Source organism: Gordonia sp. (in: high G+C Gram-positive bacteria) (assembly GCF_049647785.1).
GTDB lineage: Bacteria > Actinomycetota > Actinomycetes > Mycobacteriales > Mycobacteriaceae > Gordonia.
Map to the genome: position 1 here is coordinate 23,615 of NZ_JBARYI010000006.1, position 24,083 is coordinate 47,697.

Genomic DNA, 24,083 nt, shown 5'->3' on the forward strand with positions numbered 1-24,083 from the left:
TTGTGCTCAGGACCGGCGGCCGCGGCGCCCTATCGGCACCACCATCGGTGTGCCGCTGATCGGGTCCTGCACAATCTGCGACCCGAGCCCAAAGGCCTCCCGGAGCAACGTCGGATTCAGGACTTCCTCCGGGCTGCCCTCGGCGACGATCTGGCCGGACCGCATCACGATCAGCGAATCACTGTATCGCGCAGCCAAATTCAGATCGTGAAGAACCATGACCACGGTCTTGCCGTGCTCAGTCCGCAGTTCATCGACAAGGTCGAGAACGTCAACGGCATGAGCAAGATCCAAGTACGTGGTCGGTTCGTCAAGCAACAGCAGGTCGGTTTCTTGGGCAAGGGTCAACGCGATCCACACGCGCTGGCGCTGCCCTCCCGAAAGCGAGTCCACACGGCGGTTCGCGAGGGAGTCCGTCGCGGTCATCCTCATCGCCCGCACAACGGCAGCGTCGTCCCCCGACGACGCCTGCCGGTACCACGACTGGTGCGGGTGCCTGCCGCGAGAGATCAACTCGGCAACGGTCAAGCCCTCCGGTGCCGTCGGATTCTGCGGCAAAATGCCGAGCGTGCGCGCCACCTTTTTGGGCTTGAGCGTCGCGATGTCCTTACCGTCGAGGATCACCTGCCCAGCTTTCGGGTTCAGCAATCTCGACAGGGTGCGCAACAGGGTGGATTTGCCGCAGCCATTCGGTCCGACGATGGTCGTGACCTGCCCGGTGTGAATTTTGACGTTCAGTCCGTCAATCACGGTGACGCCGTCGTAGCCCACGGTGAGAGATTCGGCTCGGAGCCTCGCCGGTGTGGGCGCAGGGCTACTTGAGGCCACGCCAACCATAGATTCTGTCCGTCGCTGGAGTTGCGTCGAATTTGCCGCCATCACACTGCCCTTCACCGGGGCCTGCGACCCCACCGGACGATAGTAGCGTTACCTAACCTAACTTAGCGAGACTCGACGTCCGTGACGCCGATCGCATCGTCGGCCGCCAAATACACCCATGCGCGCAAGCCCGAAGCCAGGGTTACCTCCACGCGACGGTAGTCATCAACTTCGTAATCGTCGGCAGCTGCCAGTCCGGCATCGTCGAGTTGCAGCCGCGCACCCGGCACTGCCAAGGCGTCTGGATCCGGTCGAAGAATCAGGTGCGTTTTTATGCCGCTGAGAGCGATCACTTCCGGATCGGTGATCGTGAGCTTGTCGATGCGGAAACCCGGTAACGCGTCAGGCGTGGTCGGCATGGGCCTGCCGAAGACTCCGTCCTGCACGGCCGGATCCATCAGGGTGCCGTAACTGAAAAGCAGATGCGTCCGAGTGACCCGGTTAGCAGCGCTGGGGTTATCAGCGCTGGGGTTATGCGCTCTGGACACGGGCACTGGCATACAGGCAGACGGCGCTAGCTGCGGCGAGGTTCAGACTTTCGGCCCGACCCCGCAAGGGGATACGAATCCGTTCACTGGCATCAGCAATCACCTCGTCCGGTAGGCCATGCGCTTCGTTTCCAAACAGCCACGCATGCGGCGAAGCCAGGACAGCGTCGGCATCGTCGAGGCTGAGGTCACCATTCATCGTGGTAGCAAGCGTGGCGATGCCAGCATTGGCCACCGCGGCAAGTCCCCCGGCGACGTCAACGCTGCGGACCACGGGAACATGGAAGATGCTGCCTGCGCTTGCCCGGACACTCTTTCCGTTGTGCGGGTCCACGGAGTCCCCGAGCAACACCACCGCGTCAGCACCCATCGCGTCGGCACAGCGGACGAGGGTTCCAAGGTTGCCAGGTTCGCGCGGTTCCACCGCGATCACCAGCAGGGTCGGTTTCTTCGCCAACACCGGAGCCAATTCGACGGTTAACAGGTCGCAGACGGCGAAGATGCCGGGCGCAGTCTTGGTCTCCGAGAGCCTGTCGGCTGCGCGATCGGAGAGCCAGTACACCGGAATGTCGGCGTCGATCGCCCGGTCAATCAGATCGGCGTGCCGCTCGGAATCCTTGTCTCGGACCAGCAACTCCGTGGCGCGGCCAGTGTGCAGCGCCGCATCGACAGAATTGGCCCCCTCCGCCAGAAAACGACCTTCACTGCGGCGGACGGGCGCACGATGCAGTTTGGCCAAAGAGACGACCCGCGACGAACGTTCGCTCAGAACATCCGTCGCGGGTCGGGAAAAGCTCACCTGTGATCTCTGGGAGATTAGGCAGCCGGCGCGTTAACGTCGGCGGGCAGCGCCTTGCGCGCGACCTCAACCAGTGCGGTGAACGCAGCCGGGTCGGTGACGGCGATATCGGCGAGCACCTTGCGGTCAACCTCGATCTCCGCGAGCTTAAGGCCCTGGATAAAGCGGTTGTACGTGATGTCGTTCGCACGCGCTGCGGCGTTGATGCGGGTAATCCACAGCTTGCGGAAGTCACCCTTGCGCGCACGACGGTCACGGTACGCGTAGGTCATCGAGTGGAGCTGCTGCTCCTTGGCCTTGCGGTACAGGCGCGAGCGCTGTCCGCGGTAGCCCTTCGAGGCCTCAAGTACGGAGCGGCGCTTCTTCTGGGCGTTTACCGCCCTTTTTACACGTGCCATTAGTCTTTACGTCCTTCTAAAAGTCTTTAAGGGGAATCAGCGGTTCAGCAGGCGCTTGATACGCGGTGCGTCGTTGTCACTGACAACTGCGGTGCCGCTCAGGCGACGGGTGACGCGCGAGGACTTGTGCTCCAGGAGGTGGCGCTTGCCAGCCTTCTCGCGGACGATCTTGCCGCTGCCGGTCACCTTGAATCGCTTCGCGGTGCCCTTGTGCGTCTTGCTCTTCGGCATTGGTTTCCTTAATTCGGGCGAAGCCGTACTCCGCCCGGAAATATCCCGGCGGTGACTTCACGTCTACTTCAGTGTGTCTGGTCCTGCGGTTATTCGCAGACCGTGCGGTCTTAACTAGGAATCTTGCGAATCCTGCTGAGCCTTGGTGCGAGTCTTCGCGCCCTTGTGTGGGGCGAGAACCATCGTCATGTTGCGGCCGTCTTGCTTAGCGGAAGTCTCGACGAAGCCGTACTCGGCGACGTCGTTGCCCAACCGCTGCAACAGGCGGAATCCCAACTCTGGGCGGGACTGCTCGCGACCGCGGAACATAATCGTGACCTTGACCTTGGAGCCCGCTTCGAGGAAGCGAACAACGTGACCCTTTTTGGTCTCGTAGTCGTGGTCGTCGATCTTGGGACGGAGCTTCTGCTCCTTCACGACGGTCATCTGCTGATTACGGCGGGACTCGCGCTGCTTCTGCGCCGCCTCGTACTTGAACTTGCCGTAGTCCATGATCTTGCACACCGGTGGGCGCGCGTCGGGCGCGACCTCTACCAGGTCCAAGTCGGCTTCGTAAGCCAGGCGGAGCGCATCTTCAACACGCACAATGCCCACCTGCTCTCCACCGGGTCCGACAAGACGGACCTCCGGGACGCGGATGCGCTCGTTGATGCGGGTATCAGTGCTGATGTGGCCTCCTCGATCAATGTTTTCCTTGTGGCCGACCATAGGACTGGCAAGCGAGAGGAGGATTCGAGGCCGAAAACACCATTGTGCCCGCCGAGAACCAACTTTCGTTGTTTCATCGACTGGCGATGGTGTGACCGGAACCGTGAAACTACGCGTCTAAGACGGTGTCGCGCGGTGGGACTCGAAAGAATCCTCTTGCTACCCCGGCGTGAGCCAAGGCGGTCATGTTGTGACACTCTATCAGGCGTGAGCCCTAACTCCTATTCCCCAGACCAGTCCGATTCGGATGACAACGTTCACGTTGCCAACCAGCCGGTAGACGATGACAACGTCCGCGACCTCATCGACATTCCCGCGGTCGAGGTCATCACCCGCTCGGCGGTCATGCTGATGAGTTCGGCAGCCGAGAAATTGGCGCTCGCCGAAGGCGCCGATCCCGATTCGGTAGACCTGCCCGAAGCCCGTGCGTTGATCAGCGCCCTCGCCGGCCTGGTTGTCGCTGCACTCGGCGACTTGGGTATGCACCGCAAGCCGCTACAGGACGGTCTCCGCGCCCTGCAACTCGCCTTCCGCGAGGCGTCGGCCTACCCCGATGAGCCCGGCGAAGGGCCAGGCGAGCAGTTCACCGGACCTGTTAAGGGTTAGCTACCGCCGTGACGGAGTCGTACGGGGGTGGCGACAATCGGCTCGGCGACTACCGCCTAGATTCGATCCTTGGCCGCGGCGGGATGGGCGTGGTGTACCGGGCAACCGACACCCGCCGGGGGCGGGTCGTCGCGCTCAAGTTGCTGCCTGCACATCTAGCGAAAGACGCCTCGTATCGGTCCCGGTTCGAGCGCGAGTCACGGATCGCGGCGGCACTCGGCGATCCGCACATTGTTCCAATTCACGATTGGGGCGAGATCGACGGCACATTGTTCCTCGATATGCGACTCGTCGACGGTGAATCGTTGGGTGATCGCTTCCGTGAAGCGCTCAGAATTGGTAGCCCGCCGTCGTTGAACGAGACGGTGGCGGTCATCGAACAAATCGCGAGCGCTCTCGACCACGCGCACGCCGCGGGTCTGGTGCATCGAGATGTAAAGCCCGACAATATTTTGATCGACAGTTCAGGCTTTGCCTACCTGACCGACTTCGGAATCGCTCAGTCCCTGGGTGATCCGCGGCTGACCGCCACTGGCACCACAATTGGTTCTATCGCCTACATGGCACCGGAACGATTCAGCAATGTGCCCATCGACGGTGGCGTCGATGTCTATTCCCTGGCCTGCATCTTGTTCGAGGGAATCACAGGTCGACCACCATTCGGTACTGGCGACTACGCACTGACCATGCGGGGACACTTGTTCGACGCCATCCCAACGACCGCGACATCACTCGACGAAGTGATCTCGCGTGGCCTCGCAAAAGCACCGGGTGACCGCTACTCGACGGCTAGAGCGTTTGCGGCCGCAGCCCGCGCTGCGATTGATGGGCAGGCACCGGAATGGCAACCGACGCAGCAAGCTCCAGCCCACTATCGCGTATCGGAACGACCCCCGAAGTTCCCGCTCGCTCCTCCGCACCAACCGACCATCCCCGCGCCATCGCCGCCACCGCCGCCGATGATGATGAGTTCTGGATCATCTCGATCACGTCGCGGTGGCCGCTTCGGTGCCATCGTGGTCGCGGCGACCATTTTCGTTGTCGCTGCAGTCGCCGGGACGATACTTGCGCTTCGGTCGAGTTACGGCCCAACCGCGGAAGACGCGCCGCTGCCGATCGCGGACGAGTCAACGTCTCCTAATTCGCCAATGGCCTCGTGTAGGTTCACGCCGGCACCGCCGACGGGGAGGTCCGTGCCCGCACCGCAGCCTGATCAGCCGACAACCGATCTCGGATCGTTGACCTTTGTGACCTCTGGCGGCAACTTGCGCGTCCAATTGAACGAGGGCGCCCCGTGCAACGCTGCGGCGCTTACCACCCTCGCAAAATCCGGATTCTTCGATGGTTCAGCTTGCAGTCGCGTCAGTAGCTACATCTTGATGTGCGGGGCTGCCCCAGCAACCCCAGGCAGCACCGACATTCAGTCCAACGTTGGAAGTCCCGGATGGACGTCCCCGGATGAATTCCCAACCGCGTTGTCTCCGGTCCCCGGGAAAGTCGATGGGATCGGTAGGCAACAGGTTGTTTACCCCGTTGGGACGGTCGCCATGGCTAACCCCAACGCTGCCGATTCGTCATCCGGCGACGGCGGTTCGGCGGCGTTCTTTATCACCGTGAAACCAGTGATTAGCGCACCCGTCTACAGCGTCGTCGGCACGATAGACGCGGACGGCCTACGCCTCGCGGAGAGTGTGTCGGACGCAGGCTTCATTCCGACCGCACCGGGTTCGTACTTCGGTCTACCCAAGCGGCTCCTAACAATTTCACAGGTCAACGTCGGTTAGGGAGCCCAGACCCCCACTAGGCTGGAGCCATGACCTCCAACAACGTTCCCGATTCGCCCAGCGAAGAGCCGCTCGATGCCGAGATTGTGCCTGCACCGGACTTCACACCGACCGTGCAAGCGCCCTCGTTTGAGGATGTCACCGGGTACACCGAGTCGGGCGTCCCGACGTTCGACCACATCCGCGACAAGATCGAAAAGCGTGCCGCCACCGCGATTGGCAGTGAAGAGCTCGCTGCGGCCACGCCAGCGGCTACCCAGATCGATGAAGCGATGGCCAAGCGCGACGAAGCTGCGAAGAAAAAACTCGACGAGATCCGAAAATCAATGCGCAACAAGTAGTTCCGCGAGGAACTTGCCGGTGTGACTACTCGACTCGGACGCCACGTGCTCGGGTGTGCCCTGTGTGACAACAGTGCCGCCGCCGTTGCCACCCTCTGGCCCCATGTCGATAACCCAATCGGCCGTCTTGATGACATCGAGGTTGTGTTCGATCACGATCACGGTGTTGCCCTTGTCGACGAGACCGTTGATGACGAGCAACAGCTTGCGAATGTCCTCGAAATGCAGGCCGGTAGTCGGCTCATCGAGAATATAGACGGTCCGACCAGTCGACCGCTTCTGCAGTTCCGCGGCCAGTTTGACGCGCTGCGCCTCACCACCGGAGAGCGTCGGTGCGGGCTGCCCGAGACGCACGTAACCGAGACCCACGTCAACCAAGGTCTTCAGGTACCGGTGGATTGAAGTAACCGGTTCAAAGAATTCGGCAGCCTCGTCGATCGGCATGTCGAGGACTTCGGAGATCGTCTTGCCCTTGTAGTGCACCTCAAGTGTTTCGCGGTTGTATCGCGCACCGTGGCACACCTCGCAGGGCACGTACACGTCGGGCAAAAAGTTCATCTCGATCTTGATGGTGCCTTCGCCCATGCACGATTCGCAGCGACCACCCTTGACGTTGAACGAGAAACGCCCCGGCTGATAGCCGCGAACCTTGGCTTCGGTAGTCGCGGCAAACAAGGTGCGAATCTTGTCGAACACTCCGGTGTAGGTAGCCGGATTAGAGCGCGGCGTCCGCCCGATCGGCGACTGATCGACCTGCACCAATTTGTCGAGATGCTCGAGTCCTTTGACGCGCTTGTGGTGACCCGGAACCTGACGCGCACCGTTGAGTTTGTTCGCCAGGACCGTGGCGAGGATGTCGTTTACGAGCGTCGACTTGCCCGACCCTGACACACCGGTGACAGCAGTCAACACACCTAGCGGGAACGACACGTCGATGTTCTTCAGATTGTTCTCGGTGGCACCGACAACGCTCACCTGTCGCTTCTTGTCAACGGGACGGCGAATCTCCGGGACCGGCAATACCTCGCGACCCGACAGATAAGCGCCGGTAATAGATTCGGAGTTCTCCAGTAGCCCCTCGTAGCTTCCACTGTGCACCACACGACCACCGTGTTCACCGGCTCGAGGGCCAATGTCGACGATCCAGTCGGCCGCCCGAATGGTGTCTTCGTCATGTTCGACGACAATCAGGGTGTTCCCGAGGTCGCGGAGACGGACAAGGGTATCGATCAGGCGGCGATTATCGCGCTGATGCAGGCCGATGGATGGCTCGTCGAGGACGTACAGGACCCCCGCCAGTCCGGCACCGATCTGCGTCGCGAGGCGGATACGTTGAGCCTCACCACCCGACAGCGAACCCGCCGCCCTCGACAGGGACAGGTACTCCAGTCCGACGTCGAGCAGAAACGTGATCCGGGCCTGCACTTCTTTCAACACGCGGCCAGCGATCGCAGCCTCGCGCTCCCCCAGCACCAAGCCGTCGAGATACTCGGCGCATTCGGCAACCGACAGCGACGTGACGTCAGCAATCGACTTGGGTCCGTGGATCGGGTGGTCGAGGGTGACCGACAAAATCTCCGGCCGCAGGCGCGCACCGTTGCACGCCGGGCACGGAACGTCGCGCATGTAGCCCTCGTACCGGTCCTTCATCTGCTCGGATTCGGTCGCATCGGCGCGACGTGACAGGAAGGCCATCACGCCCTCAAACTCGGTGTAGTACGACCGTGTACGGCCGTATCGATTGCGGAACCGGACATGAACTTGGTGTTCGGAACCCGTCAACAATGCCTTGCGGGCTTCGCGGGGGAGGTCTTCCCACGGTGTGTCGACATCGAAGCCCATCTGCTCACCGAGGCCCTCGATCAGCCGCAGGAAGTAGTCGGCGTTGTGGCCGGTCGACCACGGTGCGATGGCACCGTCACGCAGGGTGCGGTCGGGATCCGGAACAACGAGCGTCTCGTCGACTTCCTTTCGCACGCCGAGGCCGTCGCACTCCGGGCAAGCACCAAAAGGCGAATTGAACGAGAACGACCGTGGTTCCAGATCATCGATGGCGATCGGATGATTATTGGGGCAAGACATTTTTTCGGAGAACCGCCGCTGGCGGCCGGGATCGGACTCGTTGACATCAACGAAGTCGAGCACGACGATCCCGTCGGCCAGTCGCAGCGCCGTTTCGATCGAGTCGGTCAGGCGTTGACGCGCCGAAGCCTTCACGACGAGACGGTCGACCACCACGTCGATGTCGTGCTTCTCTTGCTTCTTCAGCTTGGGCGGGTCGGCGAGTTGGTGCACTTCGCCATCGACGCGGGCGCGCGCGAAACCCTGTACTTGCAGGTCGGCGAACAGATCGACGAACTCCCCCTTTCGGCTGCGGACTACGGGTGCCAGCACTTGAAAGCGCACGCCTTCGTCCATCAGGAGGACTTGGTCGACGATCTGTTGCGGGGTCTGTCGTTCGATCTTCTCGCCGCACACCGGGCAGTGAGCGGTACCTGCGCGGGCATAGAGGAGGCGGAGGTAGTCGTAGACCTCGGTGATGGTGCCGACCGTCGACCGCGGGTTCCGATTGGTCGACTTTTGGTCGATCGACACGGCGGGCGACAGTCCCTCAATGAAATCGACGTCGGGCTTGTCCATCTGCCCGAGAAACTGACGCGCGTACGCCGACAGCGACTCCACGTAGCGGCGTTGCCCCTCGGCGAAGATGGTGTCGAACGCCAACGAGGACTTACCCGAACCTGACAGTCCGGTAAAGACAATCAGTGAATCGCGCGGTAGGTCCACATCGACGCCACGCAAATTATGCTCGCGCGCGCCCCGAACGATCAGGCGATCAACCACAGACAATTCCTCACGTTTTCATCACCGAACACATCGCCGAACCATCTCGGCAAACAAATACCCGGCGTATCACAGAAATACCCGGCCATCAGCGTACGCGGACCCTCTGACAAAACCGTCTCGGTGCTGACCCGACAGCTAATCTGGAAGCTATGAGCAACCAGGTAATCCTGACCGACGACTACACCGGTGTCCTCTCGTCCGACCCGGATCATCACGGCGCCAACGCGCAACGCCGCGTGCTCGACAACGCCACCATCATCAAGATGTCCGTCGGCCCGATGGACAACAACGTGTACGTCGTCACTGATTCGGCCACCGGTACGAGCCTACTGATTGACGCGGCCAACGATGCCGAGACAATTCTGGCACTCATCGACCAGCTTCCCGGGACCGTCACCCAGATCCTCACCACCCACGGGCACTTCGACCACTGGCAGGCACTAGAGGAAGTGCACCGCGTGTTGCAGGTACCGACGCTCGTCGGCGCCGCTGACGCCGACGAACTCCCCTTGGACCCCGACCACACCTTGACCGACGGCGACACCGTGGCGGTCGGGGATCTCACGCTCGACGTGATTGGCATCCGCGGACACACCGAAGGTTCGGTGATGCTTGCGCTGACTGAATCGTCCGGACGGGTCCACCTGTTTTCCGGCGACTCCCTCTTTCCCGGCGGAGTTGGCAAAACCTGGCAGCCCGGTGATTTCGAGATCCTTCTCGACGGCGTCACCGCGAAGGTTTTCGACCGCTTCGGCGACGACACCGTGGTCTACCCCGGTCACGGCAAGGACACCGAACTCGGCATCGAGCGACCACATCTGGGCGAATGGCGCGAGCGCGGCTGGTAGCTGGATTCCGCTGGCGGCACAACGTCTCATTCGCCGGTAACATGGAACGACTGTGACCGTGCCAGACCCCGTTTCTTCGTCAGCGACCCCCGATTCCGACGCTCGAATCGTCGAGGAGCAAACCCAACTCGACGCTATCTATGCCCGACTGGATCGCATGCGCGCCAATACCCGGCGCCGTCTCGGCGAGACCTTGCGCGACTACGTCGATACCCCGCAGGCACTATCCGAGCGGGAATCGTACGAGCGGATGTACACCGAGGACCTCGCAAAGTTCGACGCCGCCGAACACAATTTGTACTTCGGCCGACTCGACCTATCCGACGAAGCTTCTAAACAGTTGCCGGATGCCGCCGATGAGGCTCCCCCGACCGACAATGCGATGTGGGACGAAGGTCTGGTTCGTCGAATCGGACGCATTGGAATCTTGAACGACGACGACCGCGACACCACGTTGCTCCTAGACTGGCGTGCACCGCTGGCCCGGCCCTTCTATCTCGCCACGCCCACCGCGCCGGAAGGTGTCGAACGTCGCAGGCATCTCCGCACCCGCTCACGCTCCGTCCGCAGCGTCTCGGACGAATATCTCCAGTCCGGACATGTCGACGGCGGATTTATCGACGGCGATCGCGCCGATATGAACGTGGTTAACGAGTCTGCGCTGGTCGACGCGCTCAACACAGCGCGCACCGGCGAAATGATCGACATCGTCGAAACCATCCAGCGCGAGCAGGACGAGATCATCCGGTCCACCCATCGCGGCGTGCTGGTGGTGCAGGGCGGTCCGGGCACCGGAAAGACGGCGGTGGCTTTGCACCGCGCCGCGTACCTGCTGTACACCCACCGTGAGGTCCTTTCTCGCAGTGGCGTTCTCATCATCGGACCGAACGATGACTTTTTGCGGTACATCGGGCAGGTTCTGCCGTCCCTCGGCGAGACCGGAGTTCTGCTCTCCACCATCGGTGACCTCTTTCCCGACGTCCACGCGGCTGGCACCGATACCCGGGCGGCAGCGGCCATCAAGGGCGATCAGCAGCGGATGCTGAACGTGCTGCGCGCCGCGGTGCGTAACCGACAGTCGCTACCCGGTGCCGAAGTGACCGTGCCGTTCGACGGCTACGAACTGCCCATCACCACCGAAGTGATTAAGGCCGCCCGCGCTGCGGCCCGCTCCACGCGAAAGGCCCACAATCTGGCCCAACGCGCATTTGTGCGGGCCGGGATCGATGAACTGGCCATCGCCCACGCTCGACACATCGGATCCAGCGACCTCGACGGTTCCCAATTGTTGACCCAAGCCGACATGGAAGACATCCGTCACGAGCTCGAAATCGACGACGCCGTAGTCCAGAGCATCAGCGCCTATTGGCCTCAGTTGACGCCGCAGCAGGTACTGCGCGACCTCTACAGCGATGCCACTTACCTGCGGAAGTCGACGCGCGGCTGGACGGATGCCGACCGCGCCGAACTCTATCGGCCAGCCAACCCCCTCCCCGACGATGCCGACTTGTCCCCCGCCGACGTGCCGTTGCTCGACGAACTCGCCGAACTACTTGGCTATCGCACCGACGAAGCAGATCGTGCCGAACGGGCTCGGTGGCGGCAGCAACTTTCGGAAGCGCAGGATGCTCTCGACATTCTGACCGGGTCGGCACCGCAAGATCTAGAAGACGATCTGGACCCGGAAATCTTGATGGCTTACGACCTCATCGACGCCGAGCAATTGGCCCAACGCCAGGAGCACACCCAGTACCGCACCACCGCTGAACGCGCCTACACCGACCGGACATGGACCTTCGGTCATGTGATTGTCGATGAGGCGCAAGAGCTTTCGTCGATGGCGTGGCGAATGGTGATGCGCCGCATCCCGAATCGGTGGATGACGATCATCGGTGACACTGCCCAGACCGGAGATGCGGCAGGCAGCACGTCGTGGGCCGATGTATTTACCCCGTACGTAGCGAATCGTTGGCGCCTAGCCGAACTGACGGTTAACTATCGGACGCCGTCGGAAATTACCGCCTACGCGAACCGACTCTTGGAGCACATTAGTCCCGACCAACAGGCCCCGACCTCGTTGCGCAGCAACGGAATCGAGCCGTATGCGGTTCGAGCAGAGGAGGGTGAGGGAGCGGCAGTGGCGGCCCGCTTAGCGCATGCCGCCGACTGGGCAGGCCTCACTACGATCATCGTTGCGGATGCGAACGCTGCGTCCGCAGCGCAAGCGGCGTCCGACGTCGATCCGCTGCTGTCCGTGCACGCGGTTACCGCGTCGAAAGGCTTAGAGTTCGACAACGTGATCGTCTTGGAACCAGCCGACCTCATCGACGGATCACCGCGGGGACTGTCGGACCTGTACGTGGCGATGACTCGCGCGACTCAGCGTGTGGTGGTCGTGCACGAAAAAGACCTGCCGGCTGATCTCGACGATCTTCCGGCAGGTCCGTGACGCGTAGCTGTCTACGTGGTGTGCACGATCAGGACGTCCGACGCAGCGCGGCGGGCGACATCGGCCGGAACCGAACCGAGAAGTCGACCGGCAATGGAGTTGAGTCCCCGGTTGCCAACGACCAGCAGGTCAGCCTGAACGTCGACGACGAGCTGCAGGAGTGCATCCACGGGAGCCCCCTGCACTGCACGGAGAACGACCTTCGTCGCACCGGCAGCCATCGCACGTTCCTTACCCTGACGCAGAATTTCTTCGGTCGGCGAGGAACCCATCACCTGGTATGCCTCGTCGCGGAGGGCATCCGATGCTGCGCTGGCCGACTTGCCGTCGTTCGGGAAGTAGGCGCAAGCGATCACGACCGTGCCGTCATTGGCGATTGCCCCGGCACGCTCGACTGCCTTCATCGACGACTCCGAGCCGTCCGTACCGACCACAACTGTGGTGTAAGCGCTCATGCCTGTGTTTCCTCCAGAGGTCAAATTGGTCTTTCTCGGGAATTACTTCCGTCTGATCATGTCCTAATCGAGCCCGAAAGTAAGCCCCCGTCCGAAAAGAACATACCTTGACACCGCGCGGGGCGACGCTACTTGATACCTGCGGCGTCCATCCCTCGCAATTCCTTCTTCAGATCGGCGATCTCGTCGCGTAGTCGACCGGCGAGTTCAAACTGCAGATCACGGGCCGCATTCATCATCTGGTCGGTCAACCGTTGAACGAGGTCAGCCAATTCGGCACGGGGCATGCCCGATGTGTCGCGGTTCTCGATAACCCCCGATGATGCGACCTTTGACACTTCGCCCTGCGCACGACGTCCGCGACTGGCATTGCGGCCCGACCCGCCAATCTCGACAGTGTCATCGGCTTCGGCATAGACCTGGTCGAGAATGTCGGCGATCTTTTTCCGCAGCGGCTGTGGATCGACGCCCATCTTCTCGTTGTAGGCGATCTGTTTGGCGCGTCGTCGATCGGTTTCCTCAATTGCATTGGCCATCGAGTCAGTGATCTTGTCGGCATACATGTGCACTTCACCGGAAACGTTTCGGGCGGCGCGCCCAATTGTCTGGATCAACGAGGTGGTGCTTCGGAGGAAGCCTTCCTTGTCGGCGTCAAGAATGGCGACCAACGAAACTTCCGGCAGGTCGAGTCCTTCGCGCAGCAGGTTGATGCCCACGAGGACGTCGTATTCGCCCGACCGCAATTGCCGCAGCAGTTCTACGCGGCGGAGGGTGTCGACTTCCGAATGCAGGTACCGCACCCGGATCCCCAATTCGAGCAGATAGTCGGTGAGATCTTCGGACATCTTCTTCGTCAACGTCGTCACGAGGACGCGCTCGTCTCGTTCGGTGCGTTCCCGGATTTCGTGAATGAGATCGTCAATCTGCCCTTTGGTAGGTTTGACGACAATCTTCGGGTCCAGGAGACCTGTCGGTCGGATGACCTGCTCGACAAATTCGCCGCCGGATTGACCGAGCTCGTACTTACCCGGCGTCGCCGATAGGTAGATGGTCTGGCCGACGCGGTCGACGAACTCGTCCCAGGTCAGGGGGCGGTTATCGACGGCGGACGGTAGTCGGAACCCGAACTCGACGAGGTTACGCTTGCGCGACATGTCGCCTTCGTACATGGCACCAATTTGCGGGACAGTGACATGCGATTCGTCGATGACGAGGAGGAAGTCGTCCGGGAAATAGTCGAGCAGGGTGGCCGGCGCGGTACCGGGGCCACGACCGTCGATGTGTCGCGAGTAGTTCTCGATGCCGGAACAGAAGCCAACCTGCCGCATCATTTCAAGGTCGTACGAGGTGCGCATCCGCAGGCGCTGCGCTTCGAGGAGCTTTCCTTTGGCTTCCAGATCGGCGAGGCGTTCTTCGAGTTCTTTCTCGATCCCTTCCATCGCTTTGGCCATGCGTTCGGGCCCTGCCACGTAGTGGGTGGCCGGGAAGATACGCAGGGTGTCGACCTTGCGGACCACGTCGCCGGTCAATGGATGCAGGTAATAGAGTGCGTCAACTTCGTCGCCGAAGAACTCGATGCGGACGGCGAGTTCTTCGTACGACGGGATGATCTCAACGGTGTCCCCTCGGACGCGGAAGCTCCCGCGGGTGAAGGCCATGTCGTTGCGGGTGTATTGCACGTCGACAAGCAGTCGCAGCAGCGCGTCACGGTCGATGGTTTCCCCGACGGACAGTTCAACGGACCGGTCCATGTACGACTGCGGCGTACCCAGACCGTAGATGCACGAAACCGAAGCCACCACCACGACGTCGCGGCGCGAGAGGAGGCTTGAGGTCGCCGAGTGCCGCAGTCGTTCAACGTCGTCGTTGACGGAGCTGTCTTTCTCGATGTAGGTATCGGTCTGCGCGATGTACGCCTCGGGTTGGTAGTAGTCGTAGTACGACACGAAGTATTCGACGGCGTTGTGCGGCAGCATTTCCCGAAGTTCGTTGGCGAGCTGCGCCGCGAGAGTTTTGTTGGGTGCCATCACGAGGGTGGGGCGCTGGACCTTTTCGATCAGCCACGCGGTCGTTGCCGACTTGCCGGTACCCGTGGCACCGAGGAGCACGATGTCGCGTTCGCCGCGGCCGAGTCGCTTCTCAAGATCGGCGATCGCTGTCGGTTGGTCGCCGGCAGGGGTGTATTCGCTGACGACCTCGAACTTGGCCTCGGTGCGTTCGATCTCTCCGATCGGCCGGAACTCCGAGTGCGCGATCACCGGTTTCTCCGCTGGAAATGCCATGCCCCCAGGGTAGCTGCGGGGTACGACAGTCGCGGTTAGCCTTTATCCATGACCGACCATCTTCCCATCACCGCGATCACTCTCGGGGTCCGCGACGTCGCCGCTTCTACTGATTTCTATGCCAATGGCCTGGGTTTTCGTGTGATCAGTTCGGTGGCAGACGAGATCACCTTCGTTCAGGCTGGGCACGGACTCATGCTGGCACTGTGGAATGTCGTTTCCATGCCTAGCGAGTACGGGGCCGTCGGCCACGGCGAGCTGGCACCACCGATGTCGCTGGGCCACAACGTTGCCGACCCTGAAACGGTGTCGCGCATGTTCGAGGAAGCACTTGCCGCCGGTGCGACCGCAGTTAATCCGCCAACCAAACAGGTCTGGGGTGGCACCAGTGCCTGTATTGCCGACCCCGACGGGTTCCGGTGGGATTTCGTGTTCAATCCGGCATTTCAGGTCGACGCCGCCGGAACCATCTTAGGGGTCTGACGCACAAGGCGTTCTACGGTCATGATGGAGATTCAACCCCGACCCAAGCGGCACCACCGCTTGCCTGACTCCCCCGAAGGGCTACGCGCATGACTTCCCACTCTGAAATTGCTGCATCGTCGGCATCGAAATCGGCCAAGCCGGTCTCCCGCCGCACATTTGTCGCTGGCGCGGGCGTCGTCGTCGGCGCGGCGGTCGTGGGTGCCACCGCGACCGCGTGTGGCACCACCGCACCGCCCGCACCTGCGCTTTCGCCACCGTCGAATGCACCGAAGGGAGCGCTCGCAGCGACCGCCGATATTCCTGTCGGCGGCGGCGGGATTGCCGACGGTGTGGTCATCACGCAGCCGGTCGCGGGCACATTCGAGGGCTTTACCGCAACGTGCACACATGCCGGGTGTGCCCTGTCGGGCGTTCGCAACGGGCTCATCGAATGCCCATGCCACGGAAGCAAGTTCCGTCTCGACGGAACGGTCGAGGCCGGGCCCGCCGAAAAGCCTCTGAAAAAAGTGCCCGTTCGGGTCGACGGCGACTCGATCGTGCGCGGCTAGCCCGACGTTGCCGCGCTCGGTTACGGACCCACACATTGTGCTCGGAGCACAGCGGCGGTCGGGAAGTCTGGTTCCGCGGGCCGTAGCCGCCCACAGAAACCCCTCCTAGTGTTGTAACTCACAGCCACTAGGAAAGGTGATTCAGTGCCCACTAACCCGTCGTACTTCCCATGGGATAACGCCGACCGAGGGAATGCGCCCTGTATCCGCGACGACGCGAGTTCATACTCGTATGCCGAGTTCGCGGTCCGGGTAGAGGCTTGCGCTGAGCAATTGGCTGCGGCGGGGATTGCACCGGGCAATGTCGTCGCAACATTCTTGCCCAACCGCGCGGAACTCATTCTGGTGATGGCAGCGGCTTGGCGACTCGGCGCCATTGCGACACCGGTGAACCCCGCATTCACCGACGACGAGGCTGGCTACCAGTTCGCCGATGCAGAAGCACGGGTCATTGTGGCCGACCGCCAACTCGGCACCGATCACCTACCATCCGGTCACACCGTGATCGATGTATCTGAACTTGCTGCTGAACCTTCTGAAACGTGGGCCGGGGCAACCGGTCCCGCAGGCGCCGACGTCGCATTGTTGGTCTATACGTCCGGATCCACCGGCCGCCCCAAAGGCGTCCAACTGACCCACGACAACCTGCGGTTCATGGCCTCGTCGATGGTCGAGGCGTTGGAACTCACACCGGACGATCATGCCCTTCTCATCCTGCCGCTATTCCACGTCAATGCGATCTGCATCAGTGTGCTGGCACCGTTCACCGCGGGGGGTCAGGTCAGCGTCACCGGCAAGTTCTCGGTGAGTCGCTTCTTCGACGACGTCGCAAACCTCCGTCCGACCTATTTCTCGGGCGTCCCCACGATCTACGCCCTCTTGGTCTCCTCGCCCCTCGCCGAAGGCGCCGACCTCTCGTCGCTTCGAGCGGCCATTTGCGGTGCCGCACCCATCTCGCGCGAGCTGCTGACGCTCGCCCAGCAGCGCTTCCCGTTTCCTATTCTCGAGGGCTACGGCCTCACCGAGGGCACCTGCGCCTCGGCGTGCAACCCGCTGCGTGGCGAACGAAAGATCGGGACGGTCGGACCAGCCCTCCCCGGCCAAACCATCACCATCGTCGGCGCTGACGGTCGAGAACTTCCACCCGGCGAACCCGGCGAAGTCGTTATCGGTGGCCCCACCGTAATGCTCGGTTACCTGGGGCGGGACGACGAAACGACGAAAACCATCGTCGACGGTCAACTCCACACCGGCGACGTGGGACAACTCGACGCTGACGGTTACCTCACGCTCGTCGACCGAATCAAGGACATGATCATCCGCGGTGGCGAGAATATTTACCCCAAGGAAATCGAGAGCGCACTCGCCAGCCATCCCGCCGTCCTCGAGTGTGCAGTCGTCGGAGCCCCCGACGAACTCTACGGTGAGGTGCCCGTCGCCTATGTGGTCCGGCACCCCGGTGCCACTGCCGACGAAACCGAACTCACCGAACACCTCCGGACTCGACTCGCCAAAGTGAAACTGCCGCAGGCCGTCCACATCCTTGACGGTCTCCCCCGCAACCCCGTCGGAAAAATTGACAAACCCGCCCTCCGTCGCGGTCGTGTAACCGGCTAACCGGCCGATTCGTCAACGCTGAAACCCACCGCACAACGCGACCTATCTGTGTGGGTACCCCCATCCCAAAAACAGGCACGGCCTCCAGGCACTGCCACCCAAAGATCGGACTCTCATCATGGGACTGACACAACCGGACTTTCCGCCGGTCGACCCAGCAACCTTCACTCAACAACCCTTCTTGGACCGCATGCGCGTCCTCGGCGCGCACTGGGCCGAGTACGGCTTTGGCACGCAGAAGATGGTGCACATCATCTACCTGCTCAAAGTGCTGGTCTTGTACATCGGTGTGGGGGTCACCATCGCCACCCTGACCACCGGTTACGGCGTCTTCGACGTCTCCGCGTGGTGGAACCAGCCGGTGATCTATCAAAAGCTGGTCCTCTGGACCCTCCTCATTGAGATCGTCGGCGTCGGCGGTTCGTGGGGCCCACTCGCCGGCCACTTCAAGCCGATGACCGGCGGTGCCCTCTTCTGGCTCCGACCGAAGACCATTCGCCTGCCACCGTGGCCCGATCAAGTGCCGTTCACCAGGGGCGATTCCCGCACCCTGTTCGACGTCGGCCTGTACGCCGCGGTGCTCATCAACCTCGTCGTCGCACTGTTTGCGCCGACGGTTCACACCGCGTCCCTGGACGCCTTGGTCCCCAACAACCACGGCCTGGTAAACCCCGCGGTGCTGTACTCATTCCTGGCGCTGATGCTGGTCCTAGGCTTACGCGACAAAGTCCCGTTCCTAGCAGCCCGCTCGGAACAGTATCTCCCAGCCATCGTCTTCTTCACGTTCCTGCCGTTCCTCGACATGATCCTGGCATTGAAGCTCATGATCGTCATCGTGTGGGTTGGTGCTGGTATCTCCAAGTTCGGCAGGCACTTCACAATGGTGATCGCGCCAATGATCTCGAATACTCCGTGGCTGGCATCCAAATGGGCCAAACGACTCAACTACCGGTCGTTCCCGAACGACATGCGCCCATCAAAGACCGCTAGCTTCCTCGGCCATGCACTCGGCACCCTCGTTGAGGTCGTGACACCGCTAATCCTGTTGTTCTCGACCAACAAAACGCTGACGGTACTGGCCGTGATCTTGATGGTGTGCTTCCACCTGTTCATCTTCTCGACCTTCCCCCTCGCCGTGCCGTTGGAGTGGAATATCCTGTTCGCCTACGCCGCAGTGTTCCTATTCCTCGGTTTCCCCGCCTGGGACGGATATGCCGTCACCGACACGACTCATCCGTGGTTGATGGTGCTGATCGTCGCCGCATTGCTGTTCTTTCCAGTTCTCGGCAATCTGCGACCCGATCTGGTCTCATTCCTGCCGTCGATGCGTCAGTATGCGGGCAACTGGGCGTCTGCCACTTGGGCCTTTGCTCCCGGTGCCGAGGAGAAGCTCAACCAGCATGTGGTTCGCGCTTCGCTGAACACGAAGACTCAGCTGATGGCGAACTTCCCCGAAGAGGTCGCGAACGTCGTCATGCATCAGATGCTGGCATGGCGGTCCATGCACAGTCAGGGACGCGGCTTGTTCTCGGTGATGCAGCGTCACCTTGGTGACGACCGGTTGAACTCCTACACGCTGCGCGAGGCCGAGTTCTCCTGTAACTCACTCATCGCGTTTAACTTCGGTGATGGCCACCTCCACAACCCGAAGATGATCGCTGCACTGCAGCGTCGCTGCAATTTTGCGCCGGGCGAGTTCACCGTCGTATGGGTCGAGTCGCAGCCCATCCACAAGGCCACACAAGAGTATCTGGTTCTCGATGCCGCACTCGGCGTGGTGGAACGCGGCACGTGGCGGGTGTTCGACGCGGTGGAAGAGCAGCCGTGGCTACCGAACGGACCGATTCCAGTCCATGTGACGTGGCGTCGCGAATTCGGTGGCTCCGAGACGGGCATTGACGCCTACACCTCGGTGGACCAGGCTGGCCCTGTGAGCAATTCCCGTGCAGCCCAGCCGAAGAAGCGTATCTCCACCGATCCCCAGGAGTCAGTCGGGAGCGCCGGATGACGACGGCCGTCATCGTCGGTGGCGGGCCCAACGGGCTCGCCGCTGGCCTCCATCTCGCCCGCAACGGTGTTGATGTTCAGGTTCTGGAAGCCGCCGACGTCGTCGGTGGCGGGGCCCGTTCCGCCGAACTGTTAGTTCCGGGTGTGGTGCACGACTTGTGCTCGGCATTCCATCCGATGGGCGTCGGTTCACCGTTCTGGAGCGACGTCGACCTAGCACAGTACGGGTTGACCTGGCGCTGGCCGGAGATCGACTGCGCTCATCCGCTCGACTCCGGTGAAACCGCACTGTTGTACCAGTCGATTGATGAGACGGTCGCCGGTTTGGGAGTCGACGGTCGTCGCTGGCGCGCGGCATTCGGCGACATTGCCCGCAACTTCGACGACTTGGGCCACGACCTTTTGCGCCCCATCGTCAATTTGCCGGCGCACCCGATAAAGCTCGCAGCCTTCGGACCCCGCGCATTGCTGCCAGTCAGCTTGATGGCCAAGGCTTTTCGCACTGACGCTGGCCGCGCCCTATACGGCGGAATCGCGGCGCACGTGTACACATCATTCGATAAGCCGCTCACCGCGTCGCTCGGACTAATGATCGCCGCAAGCGGTCACCGATACGGGTGGCCGGTTGCCGAAGGCGGTTCCGGAGCCATCACCGGCGCTGTTGCCGCCGCACTGATTGCACACGGCGGGCGCATCGAGACGGGCGTCCCGATCACCTCACGCAGTCAGATCCCCGATGCCGACATCGTCATGCTCGATCTGTCTCCCGCTCAAGCCGAGCACCTCTACGGCGACCTCATGCCGTCACGCATCCGTCGCGCATACCAGAAGTACCGAGTGGGATCGGCGGCATTTAAGGTCGACTTCGCCATTCGCGGCGATATCCCGTGGCGTGATCCGGACTGCGCGAAGGCTGGCACCGTACATTTGGGCGGCACCTTCGACGAGATCCGGCATACCGAGAATCTCCGCGCTCGCGGGGTAATGGCGGACAAACCGTTCGTCCTGGTCGGCCAGCAGTACGTCGCTGACCCGTCACGCAGTTCCGGTGGAATCAATCCGATCTGGTCGTATGCCCATGTCCCGGCCGGGTACACCGGAGACGCGACCGAAGCGGTGATCGCGCAGATTGAACGGTTTGCACCAGGCTTCCGCGACACCATCGTCGAAATGAAGACGACCACGGTGCCGCAGATGGCCGAGTACAACCTGAACTATGCTGCGGGCGACATCATGGGCGGCGCCAACGACGGCCTGCAGTTGCTCTTTCGCCCTCGCACCGCAATCGATCCGTATGCCACCGGGGTCAACGGCGTGTACCTTTGCTCGCAGTCCGCACCGCCGGGGCCCGGCATCCACGGACTGTGCGGATTCAATGCGGCGCAGTCGGCGTTGAGGCGGGACCGCCGATGACCGATGCCCTGTCGGAGCGGGTGGCAACGGTCGGACGCCAGTTGCGAACCACGCAACAGCAGTTGTCCGACGATGTCACCGCGGCACTAATGCGCGGTATTGAGCCGCTCGACAGCGACCCTGTGCTGGTCGCGATGTTGGAAGCGAGCGTGAACGCCAATGTGACGAATATCGTCGACGTGCTCGCCAACGACATCCCGCTCGCACATCTGCAGCCGCCGACTGCGGCGGTCGAATATGCACTGCGCCTGGCGCAGCGCGGAATCCCATCGAATGCGCTTGTCAGGGCCTATCACATGGGTCAGAACGTGGCACTTCGACGCTGCTACGAGATCATCGGCGAGCAAGGTCTCGCGACTCCCGAGACCGTCGCACTCACCGCCGAGGTTTCGGCGGTCCTCTACCGGTATATCGATTCGGTGACCGCAGAAGTGTTTGCCGCATACGAGGAGGAACGCGCTCGATGGATCGGCGCGCAAGGTTCGGCGTTGTCATCGACGGTGCACAATCTGCTGGCGGCACCCTCTTCCAGTGCACACCGATTTGAGCGGGAGACCGGCTACCAACTCGATCGCGATCACCGGGCGATGATCTTGTGGCTCACTGATGACACTCGGGCGAGCCTGGCCGATCTTGATCGGATTGCCCGGGATGCGGTGAACCGTACCGGTGCTGCCGGTCCGCCGCTGATCGCGCCCATGGACGGTTCTTCACTGTGGGTATGGATTCCGTCGGCCCGTCATCCGCGCGGTTCCACACCGGCCGACGTCATGCGCGAGGTATCGCTACCCGGAGGGGTACGGGTGGCCTTTGGTCTCGTGGGTTCCGGGGTTGAGGGCTTCTGCCGCAGCCACGAGCAGGCCCGGGCAGCATTCGCTGTCGCGAGTATCCCCGCTAGCCCAACCACGTCGGTGGTCAGCTACGACGACCGCGGGATCGCCGTAGCGTCGATGCTGGCGAAAGATGTTGATGTCACCCGAGTTTGGGTTCACGAGGTGCTTCGGGAACTCGCCGCCGACACACCCGGTGCCAGCCCGCTCCGCGAAACCCTGAACCGGTACTTCGCCACGGGCGAAAGTCATTTGCGGACCGCGGAACAGCTCCAGCTGCATCGAAACACTGTCAAGTATCGGATCGACAAAGCCCTGGCAGCGGTCCGCCCCGACACTGACCGACTAGATCTGGCTCTGGCACTGACCGCCTGCGAGTTTCTCGGACCACTGGTTTTGAGTACCCAGCGAGCGTAGGGAGTGCGCCTGCACTGTGGCATAGTGCCTTCGGTGGTGGGCCCTATACCGTCAAGGGTCCAGGTATATGACTTCTTTCTCGACCCGCCAAGCGACGCCCAATCCGTGTGACAAGCTTGCGGTATGGCCGCCGATCTTCACCCGCCCAAGCGGGAAATCTTTGACGTCCCCGCGATGACGAACACCGACAACAAGGGCTTTGTGCGGCCTGTTCTTGAGTATCGCCTCACCGAATACGGGTTGTACATGTCGCGGACCGCCGATCATCCCCGCTTCAATCATTTGGAGACGTGGTTGTTGCCTGCACTCGGGTTGCGCGCCAACATCTTCCATTTCGTCGATGGCTATCGCGATGGCCAACGGCTGTACGTCGATGTCGGGGAGTTCTCCGGCCCCGACGCCGACGGCCGGTGGCATGCCGTCGATTGGTACCTGGATCTCGTCGACCGTCCGGGTGAAGCGTTGGAACTCATCGACGTTGATGAACTCTTCCTCGCGCACGCTGCCGGTTTCCTCAGCCTCGCCGGTGCCGAAGATGCGGTCCGGATCGCTACGACCACCATGATTGGTGCCGCAAGCAGTGGAAACATCCAACTCTGGCTCAACGGACAGGTCGGTGAACCACTCACCTGGTTAGACGACAGCTAGCCGAAGCACCCGACACTCAACGAAGCAGAAACATACTGTCGGACCCGCTGGTTAATTGGCCGCGACGCGTGTGTCAGGATTCCTGAGAGTTTTCCTTACTGCGACCTCAGGAAGGTCCCCTCTGTGACCACGCCCCCGCCGAATCATTCCGGCAATGTTCCACCGAACCCACCGTTCCAGCCCGATCCGTTCCAGCCCGGTGCGGGTCAGCCGAACCCCGCCGCGGGACCTTACCCAAACTACGGTCAGCAGCCGCCCGCTGGCCCGTTTGGGCAGATCCCGAGTGGCTACCCGGCACCGGGTGGCCCGCTCCCCGGCAGCCCGATGGCCAGCCAACTCCCTCCTGGACCGCCGCCGAAGTCCGGGATGGGCAAGGGCGCTCGCATTGCCATCATCATCGGGGTAGTCCTGGCTATCCTCGTCGCTGCCACGCTTTTCACGATGGTAACTCGCAACAAGAACAGCGGTACGTCGGTCGAAACGAGCCCAGTCGGCTCGTGCATCACGATCTCGGAATCGGAGAAGTCGGTGCTCAATGTCGAGACCGCGGCCATCGATTGTTCGGACACCACCAAACTTTCGTTCATTGTCGGAGCCAAACTGTCGAGCGAAGACGCATGCAAGGGCGCCGATTACGAGTACTGGTACACCGAGACTGGAACGGGCGCGAGCGATCGGGCCCTCTGTCTGATTCCGAACCTGCAGGTTGGCGAGTGCTACTCGGAGTCAAGTCTTGCGCTGAGTGTGAACTTGAAGACCGTCGCCTGCACTGAAACCTCCGGCTTTTCGACGATCGCCTTTAAGGTCACCGAGCGCGTCGATTCCAAGGACGTCCCGAACTGCACCGACCCCGACAAGCAGAAGGTCCTCGCTTACGACATCGAAAAGGGGAACGCCGAGATCGGCTTCTGCGCCGAAATCCTCGGCAACTACACCTGGAAGTAGCTCCTCCCTGCAACAACTGCAACGCTGGCCGCGTTCTCGCATGATGCGTTGATTCCC

Annotated in this window: 22 protein-coding genes; 13 read left to right on the plus strand and 9 right to left on the minus strand. The window is 61.9% G+C overall.

The features are described 5' to 3' along the window. Nucleotides 1–6: 6 nt before the first annotated feature. The 6 genes from WBA38_RS00500 to infC form a co-directional block, all read right to left on the minus strand. Nucleotides 7–837, minus strand: coding sequence for an ABC transporter ATP-binding protein (locus tag WBA38_RS00500; RefSeq protein ID WP_424296906.1), 831 nt, complete (start codon nt 835–837; stop codon nt 7–9). 104 nt (nt 838–941) lie between these two features. Continuing rightward, complete coding sequence (locus WBA38_RS00505) at nt 942–1,367, minus strand: gamma-glutamylcyclotransferase family protein (RefSeq protein ID WP_424321799.1); 426 nt, start codon at nt 1,365–1,367, stop codon at nt 942–944. Continuing rightward, on the minus strand, nt 1,351–2,166 hold the full coding sequence (locus WBA38_RS00510; RefSeq protein ID WP_424321800.1) for a TrmH family RNA methyltransferase: 816 nt from the start codon (nt 2,164–2,166) through the stop codon (nt 1,351–1,353). The genes WBA38_RS00505 and WBA38_RS00510 overlap by 17 nt, the downstream gene beginning before the upstream one ends. 17 nt (nt 2,167–2,183) lie before the next feature. Beyond that, nucleotides 2,184–2,564, minus strand: a complete 381-nt coding sequence (rplT, locus tag WBA38_RS00515; protein WP_424295202.1) for a 50S ribosomal protein L20 — start codon at nt 2,562–2,564, stop codon at nt 2,184–2,186. A gap of 36 nt (nt 2,565–2,600) precedes the next feature. Then, on the minus strand, nt 2,601–2,795 hold the full coding sequence (rpmI, locus tag WBA38_RS00520) for a 50S ribosomal protein L35 (RefSeq protein ID WP_424295204.1): 195 nt from the start codon (nt 2,793–2,795) through the stop codon (nt 2,601–2,603). Nucleotides 2,796–2,909: 114 nt separating this feature from the next. Further along, entirely contained in the window at nt 2,910–3,503 is a 594-nt protein-coding gene (gene infC, locus WBA38_RS00525; protein ID WP_424321801.1) for a translation initiation factor IF-3, read from the minus strand. A gap of 207 nt (nt 3,504–3,710) precedes the next feature. Here infC and WBA38_RS00530 point away from each other — a divergent pair, with 207 nt between their 5' ends. Genes WBA38_RS00530 through WBA38_RS00540 form a run of 3 tightly spaced genes read left to right on the plus strand, consistent with a single transcriptional unit; the run spans nt 3,711 to nt 6,234 of the window. Beyond that, entirely contained in the window at nt 3,711–4,109 is a 399-nt protein-coding gene (locus WBA38_RS00530) for a DUF1844 domain-containing protein (protein WP_424295206.1), read from the plus strand. An 8-nt stretch (nt 4,110–4,117) separates the two neighbouring features. Next, nucleotides 4,118–5,893, plus strand: coding sequence for a protein kinase domain-containing protein (locus WBA38_RS00535; protein WP_424295208.1), 1,776 nt, complete (start codon nt 4,118–4,120; stop codon nt 5,891–5,893). 29 nt (nt 5,894–5,922) lie between these two features. Continuing rightward, the gene (locus WBA38_RS00540; protein WP_424295210.1) at nt 5,923–6,234 is read left to right on the plus strand and encodes a hypothetical protein; all 312 of its coding nucleotides are present in this window, start codon (nt 5,923–5,925) and stop codon (nt 6,232–6,234) included. Here the strand turns inward: WBA38_RS00540 and uvrA are convergent. Next, nucleotides 6,217–9,078 (minus strand): excinuclease ABC subunit UvrA, encoded by a 2,862-nt coding sequence (uvrA, locus tag WBA38_RS00545; RefSeq protein ID WP_424295212.1) that lies wholly within the window; start codon nt 9,076–9,078, stop codon nt 6,217–6,219. The genes WBA38_RS00540 and uvrA overlap by 18 nt on opposite strands. A 152-nt stretch (nt 9,079–9,230) precedes the next feature. Between uvrA and WBA38_RS00550 the strand changes: the two genes are divergently transcribed. Further along, entirely contained in the window at nt 9,231–9,929 is a 699-nt protein-coding gene (locus WBA38_RS00550; protein ID WP_424295214.1) for an MBL fold metallo-hydrolase, read from the plus strand. Between the two features lie 52 nt (nt 9,930–9,981). Further along, a complete protein-coding gene (locus WBA38_RS00555) occupies nt 9,982–12,378 on the plus strand; it encodes a HelD family protein (RefSeq protein ID WP_424295216.1) in 2,397 nt (798 codons plus the stop codon). Between the two features lie 11 nt (nt 12,379–12,389). On the opposite strand, the gene WBA38_RS00560 is transcribed toward WBA38_RS00555, so the two are convergent. Continuing rightward, nucleotides 12,390–12,833, minus strand: a complete 444-nt coding sequence (locus WBA38_RS00560) for a universal stress protein (RefSeq protein WP_424295218.1) — start codon at nt 12,831–12,833, stop codon at nt 12,390–12,392. 128 nt (nt 12,834–12,961) lie between these two features. Then, nucleotides 12,962–15,115 carry an excinuclease ABC subunit UvrB gene (uvrB, locus tag WBA38_RS00565; protein WP_424295220.1) on the minus strand — a complete coding sequence of 718 codons (2,154 nt, stop codon included), beginning with the start codon at nt 15,113–15,115 and terminating at the stop codon, nt 12,962–12,964. 48 nt (nt 15,116–15,163) lie between these two features. Between uvrB and WBA38_RS00570 the strand changes: the two genes are divergently transcribed. The 8 genes from WBA38_RS00570 (at nt 15,164) to WBA38_RS00605 (ending at nt 24,026) form a co-directional block, all read left to right on the plus strand. After that, nucleotides 15,164–15,598, plus strand: a complete 435-nt coding sequence (locus WBA38_RS00570; RefSeq protein WP_424295221.1) for a VOC family protein — start codon at nt 15,164–15,166, stop codon at nt 15,596–15,598. Between the two features lie 89 nt (nt 15,599–15,687). Then, on the plus strand, nt 15,688–16,149 hold the full coding sequence (locus tag WBA38_RS00575) for a ubiquinol-cytochrome c reductase iron-sulfur subunit (RefSeq protein WP_424321802.1): 462 nt from the start codon (nt 15,688–15,690) through the stop codon (nt 16,147–16,149). Nucleotides 16,150–16,293: 144 nt separating this feature from the next. Next, the gene (locus tag WBA38_RS00580; protein ID WP_424321803.1) at nt 16,294–17,766 is read left to right on the plus strand and encodes a class I adenylate-forming enzyme family protein; all 1,473 of its coding nucleotides are present in this window, start codon (nt 16,294–16,296) and stop codon (nt 17,764–17,766) included. A gap of 118 nt (nt 17,767–17,884) precedes the next feature. After that, entirely contained in the window at nt 17,885–19,774 is a 1,890-nt protein-coding gene (locus tag WBA38_RS00585) for a DUF3556 domain-containing protein (protein ID WP_424321804.1), read from the plus strand. Then, the gene (locus WBA38_RS00590) at nt 19,771–21,186 is read left to right on the plus strand and encodes a phytoene desaturase family protein (protein WP_424321805.1); all 1,416 of its coding nucleotides are present in this window, start codon (nt 19,771–19,773) and stop codon (nt 21,184–21,186) included. The genes WBA38_RS00585 and WBA38_RS00590 overlap by 4 nt, the downstream gene beginning before the upstream one ends. Further along, nucleotides 21,183–22,433, plus strand: coding sequence for a PucR family transcriptional regulator (locus WBA38_RS00595; protein WP_424321806.1), 1,251 nt, complete (start codon nt 21,183–21,185; stop codon nt 22,431–22,433). The genes WBA38_RS00590 and WBA38_RS00595 overlap by 4 nt, the downstream gene beginning before the upstream one ends. A 123-nt stretch (nt 22,434–22,556) precedes the next feature. Further along, complete coding sequence (locus WBA38_RS00600; RefSeq protein ID WP_424321807.1) at nt 22,557–23,081, plus strand: DUF402 domain-containing protein; 525 nt, start codon at nt 22,557–22,559, stop codon at nt 23,079–23,081. 123 nt (nt 23,082–23,204) lie between these two features. Next, nucleotides 23,205–24,026 carry an LppU/SCO3897 family protein gene (locus WBA38_RS00605; protein ID WP_424295231.1) on the plus strand — a complete coding sequence of 274 codons (822 nt, stop codon included), beginning with the start codon at nt 23,205–23,207 and terminating at the stop codon, nt 24,024–24,026. Nucleotides 24,027–24,083 lie beyond the last annotated feature (57 nt).

Coding starts and splice junctions, on each gene's coding strand:
- WBA38_RS00500 (WP_424296906.1), bottom strand. CDS start 837: ATGGTTGGCGTGGCCTCAAGTAGCCCTGCGCCCACACCGGCGAGGCTC.
- uvrB (WP_424295220.1), bottom strand. CDS start 15,115: ATGGCATTTCCAGCGGAGAAACCGGTGATCGCGCACTCGGAGTTCCGG.
- WBA38_RS00540 (WP_424295210.1), top strand. CDS start 5,923: ATGACCTCCAACAACGTTCCCGATTCGCCCAGCGAAGAGCCGCTCGAT.
- WBA38_RS00595 (WP_424321806.1), top strand. CDS start 21,183: ATGACCGATGCCCTGTCGGAGCGGGTGGCAACGGTCGGACGCCAGTTG.
- WBA38_RS00585 (WP_424321804.1), top strand. CDS start 17,885: ATGGGACTGACACAACCGGACTTTCCGCCGGTCGACCCAGCAACCTTC.
- WBA38_RS00550 (WP_424295214.1), top strand. CDS start 9,231: ATGAGCAACCAGGTAATCCTGACCGACGACTACACCGGTGTCCTCTCG.
- infC (WP_424321801.1), bottom strand. CDS start 3,503: ATGGTCGGCCACAAGGAAAACATTGATCGAGGAGGCCACATCAGCACT.
- WBA38_RS00575 (WP_424321802.1), top strand. CDS start 15,688: ATGACTTCCCACTCTGAAATTGCTGCATCGTCGGCATCGAAATCGGCC.
- rplT (WP_424295202.1), bottom strand. CDS start 2,564: ATGGCACGTGTAAAAAGGGCGGTAAACGCCCAGAAGAAGCGCCGCTCC.
- WBA38_RS00590 (WP_424321805.1), top strand. CDS start 19,771: ATGACGACGGCCGTCATCGTCGGTGGCGGGCCCAACGGGCTCGCCGCT.
- WBA38_RS00560 (WP_424295218.1), bottom strand. CDS start 12,833: ATGAGCGCTTACACCACAGTTGTGGTCGGTACGGACGGCTCGGAGTCG.
- WBA38_RS00570 (WP_424295221.1), top strand. CDS start 15,164: ATGACCGACCATCTTCCCATCACCGCGATCACTCTCGGGGTCCGCGAC.
- rpmI (WP_424295204.1), bottom strand. CDS start 2,795: ATGCCGAAGAGCAAGACGCACAAGGGCACCGCGAAGCGATTCAAGGTG.
- WBA38_RS00600 (WP_424321807.1), top strand. CDS start 22,557: ATGGCCGCCGATCTTCACCCGCCCAAGCGGGAAATCTTTGACGTCCCC.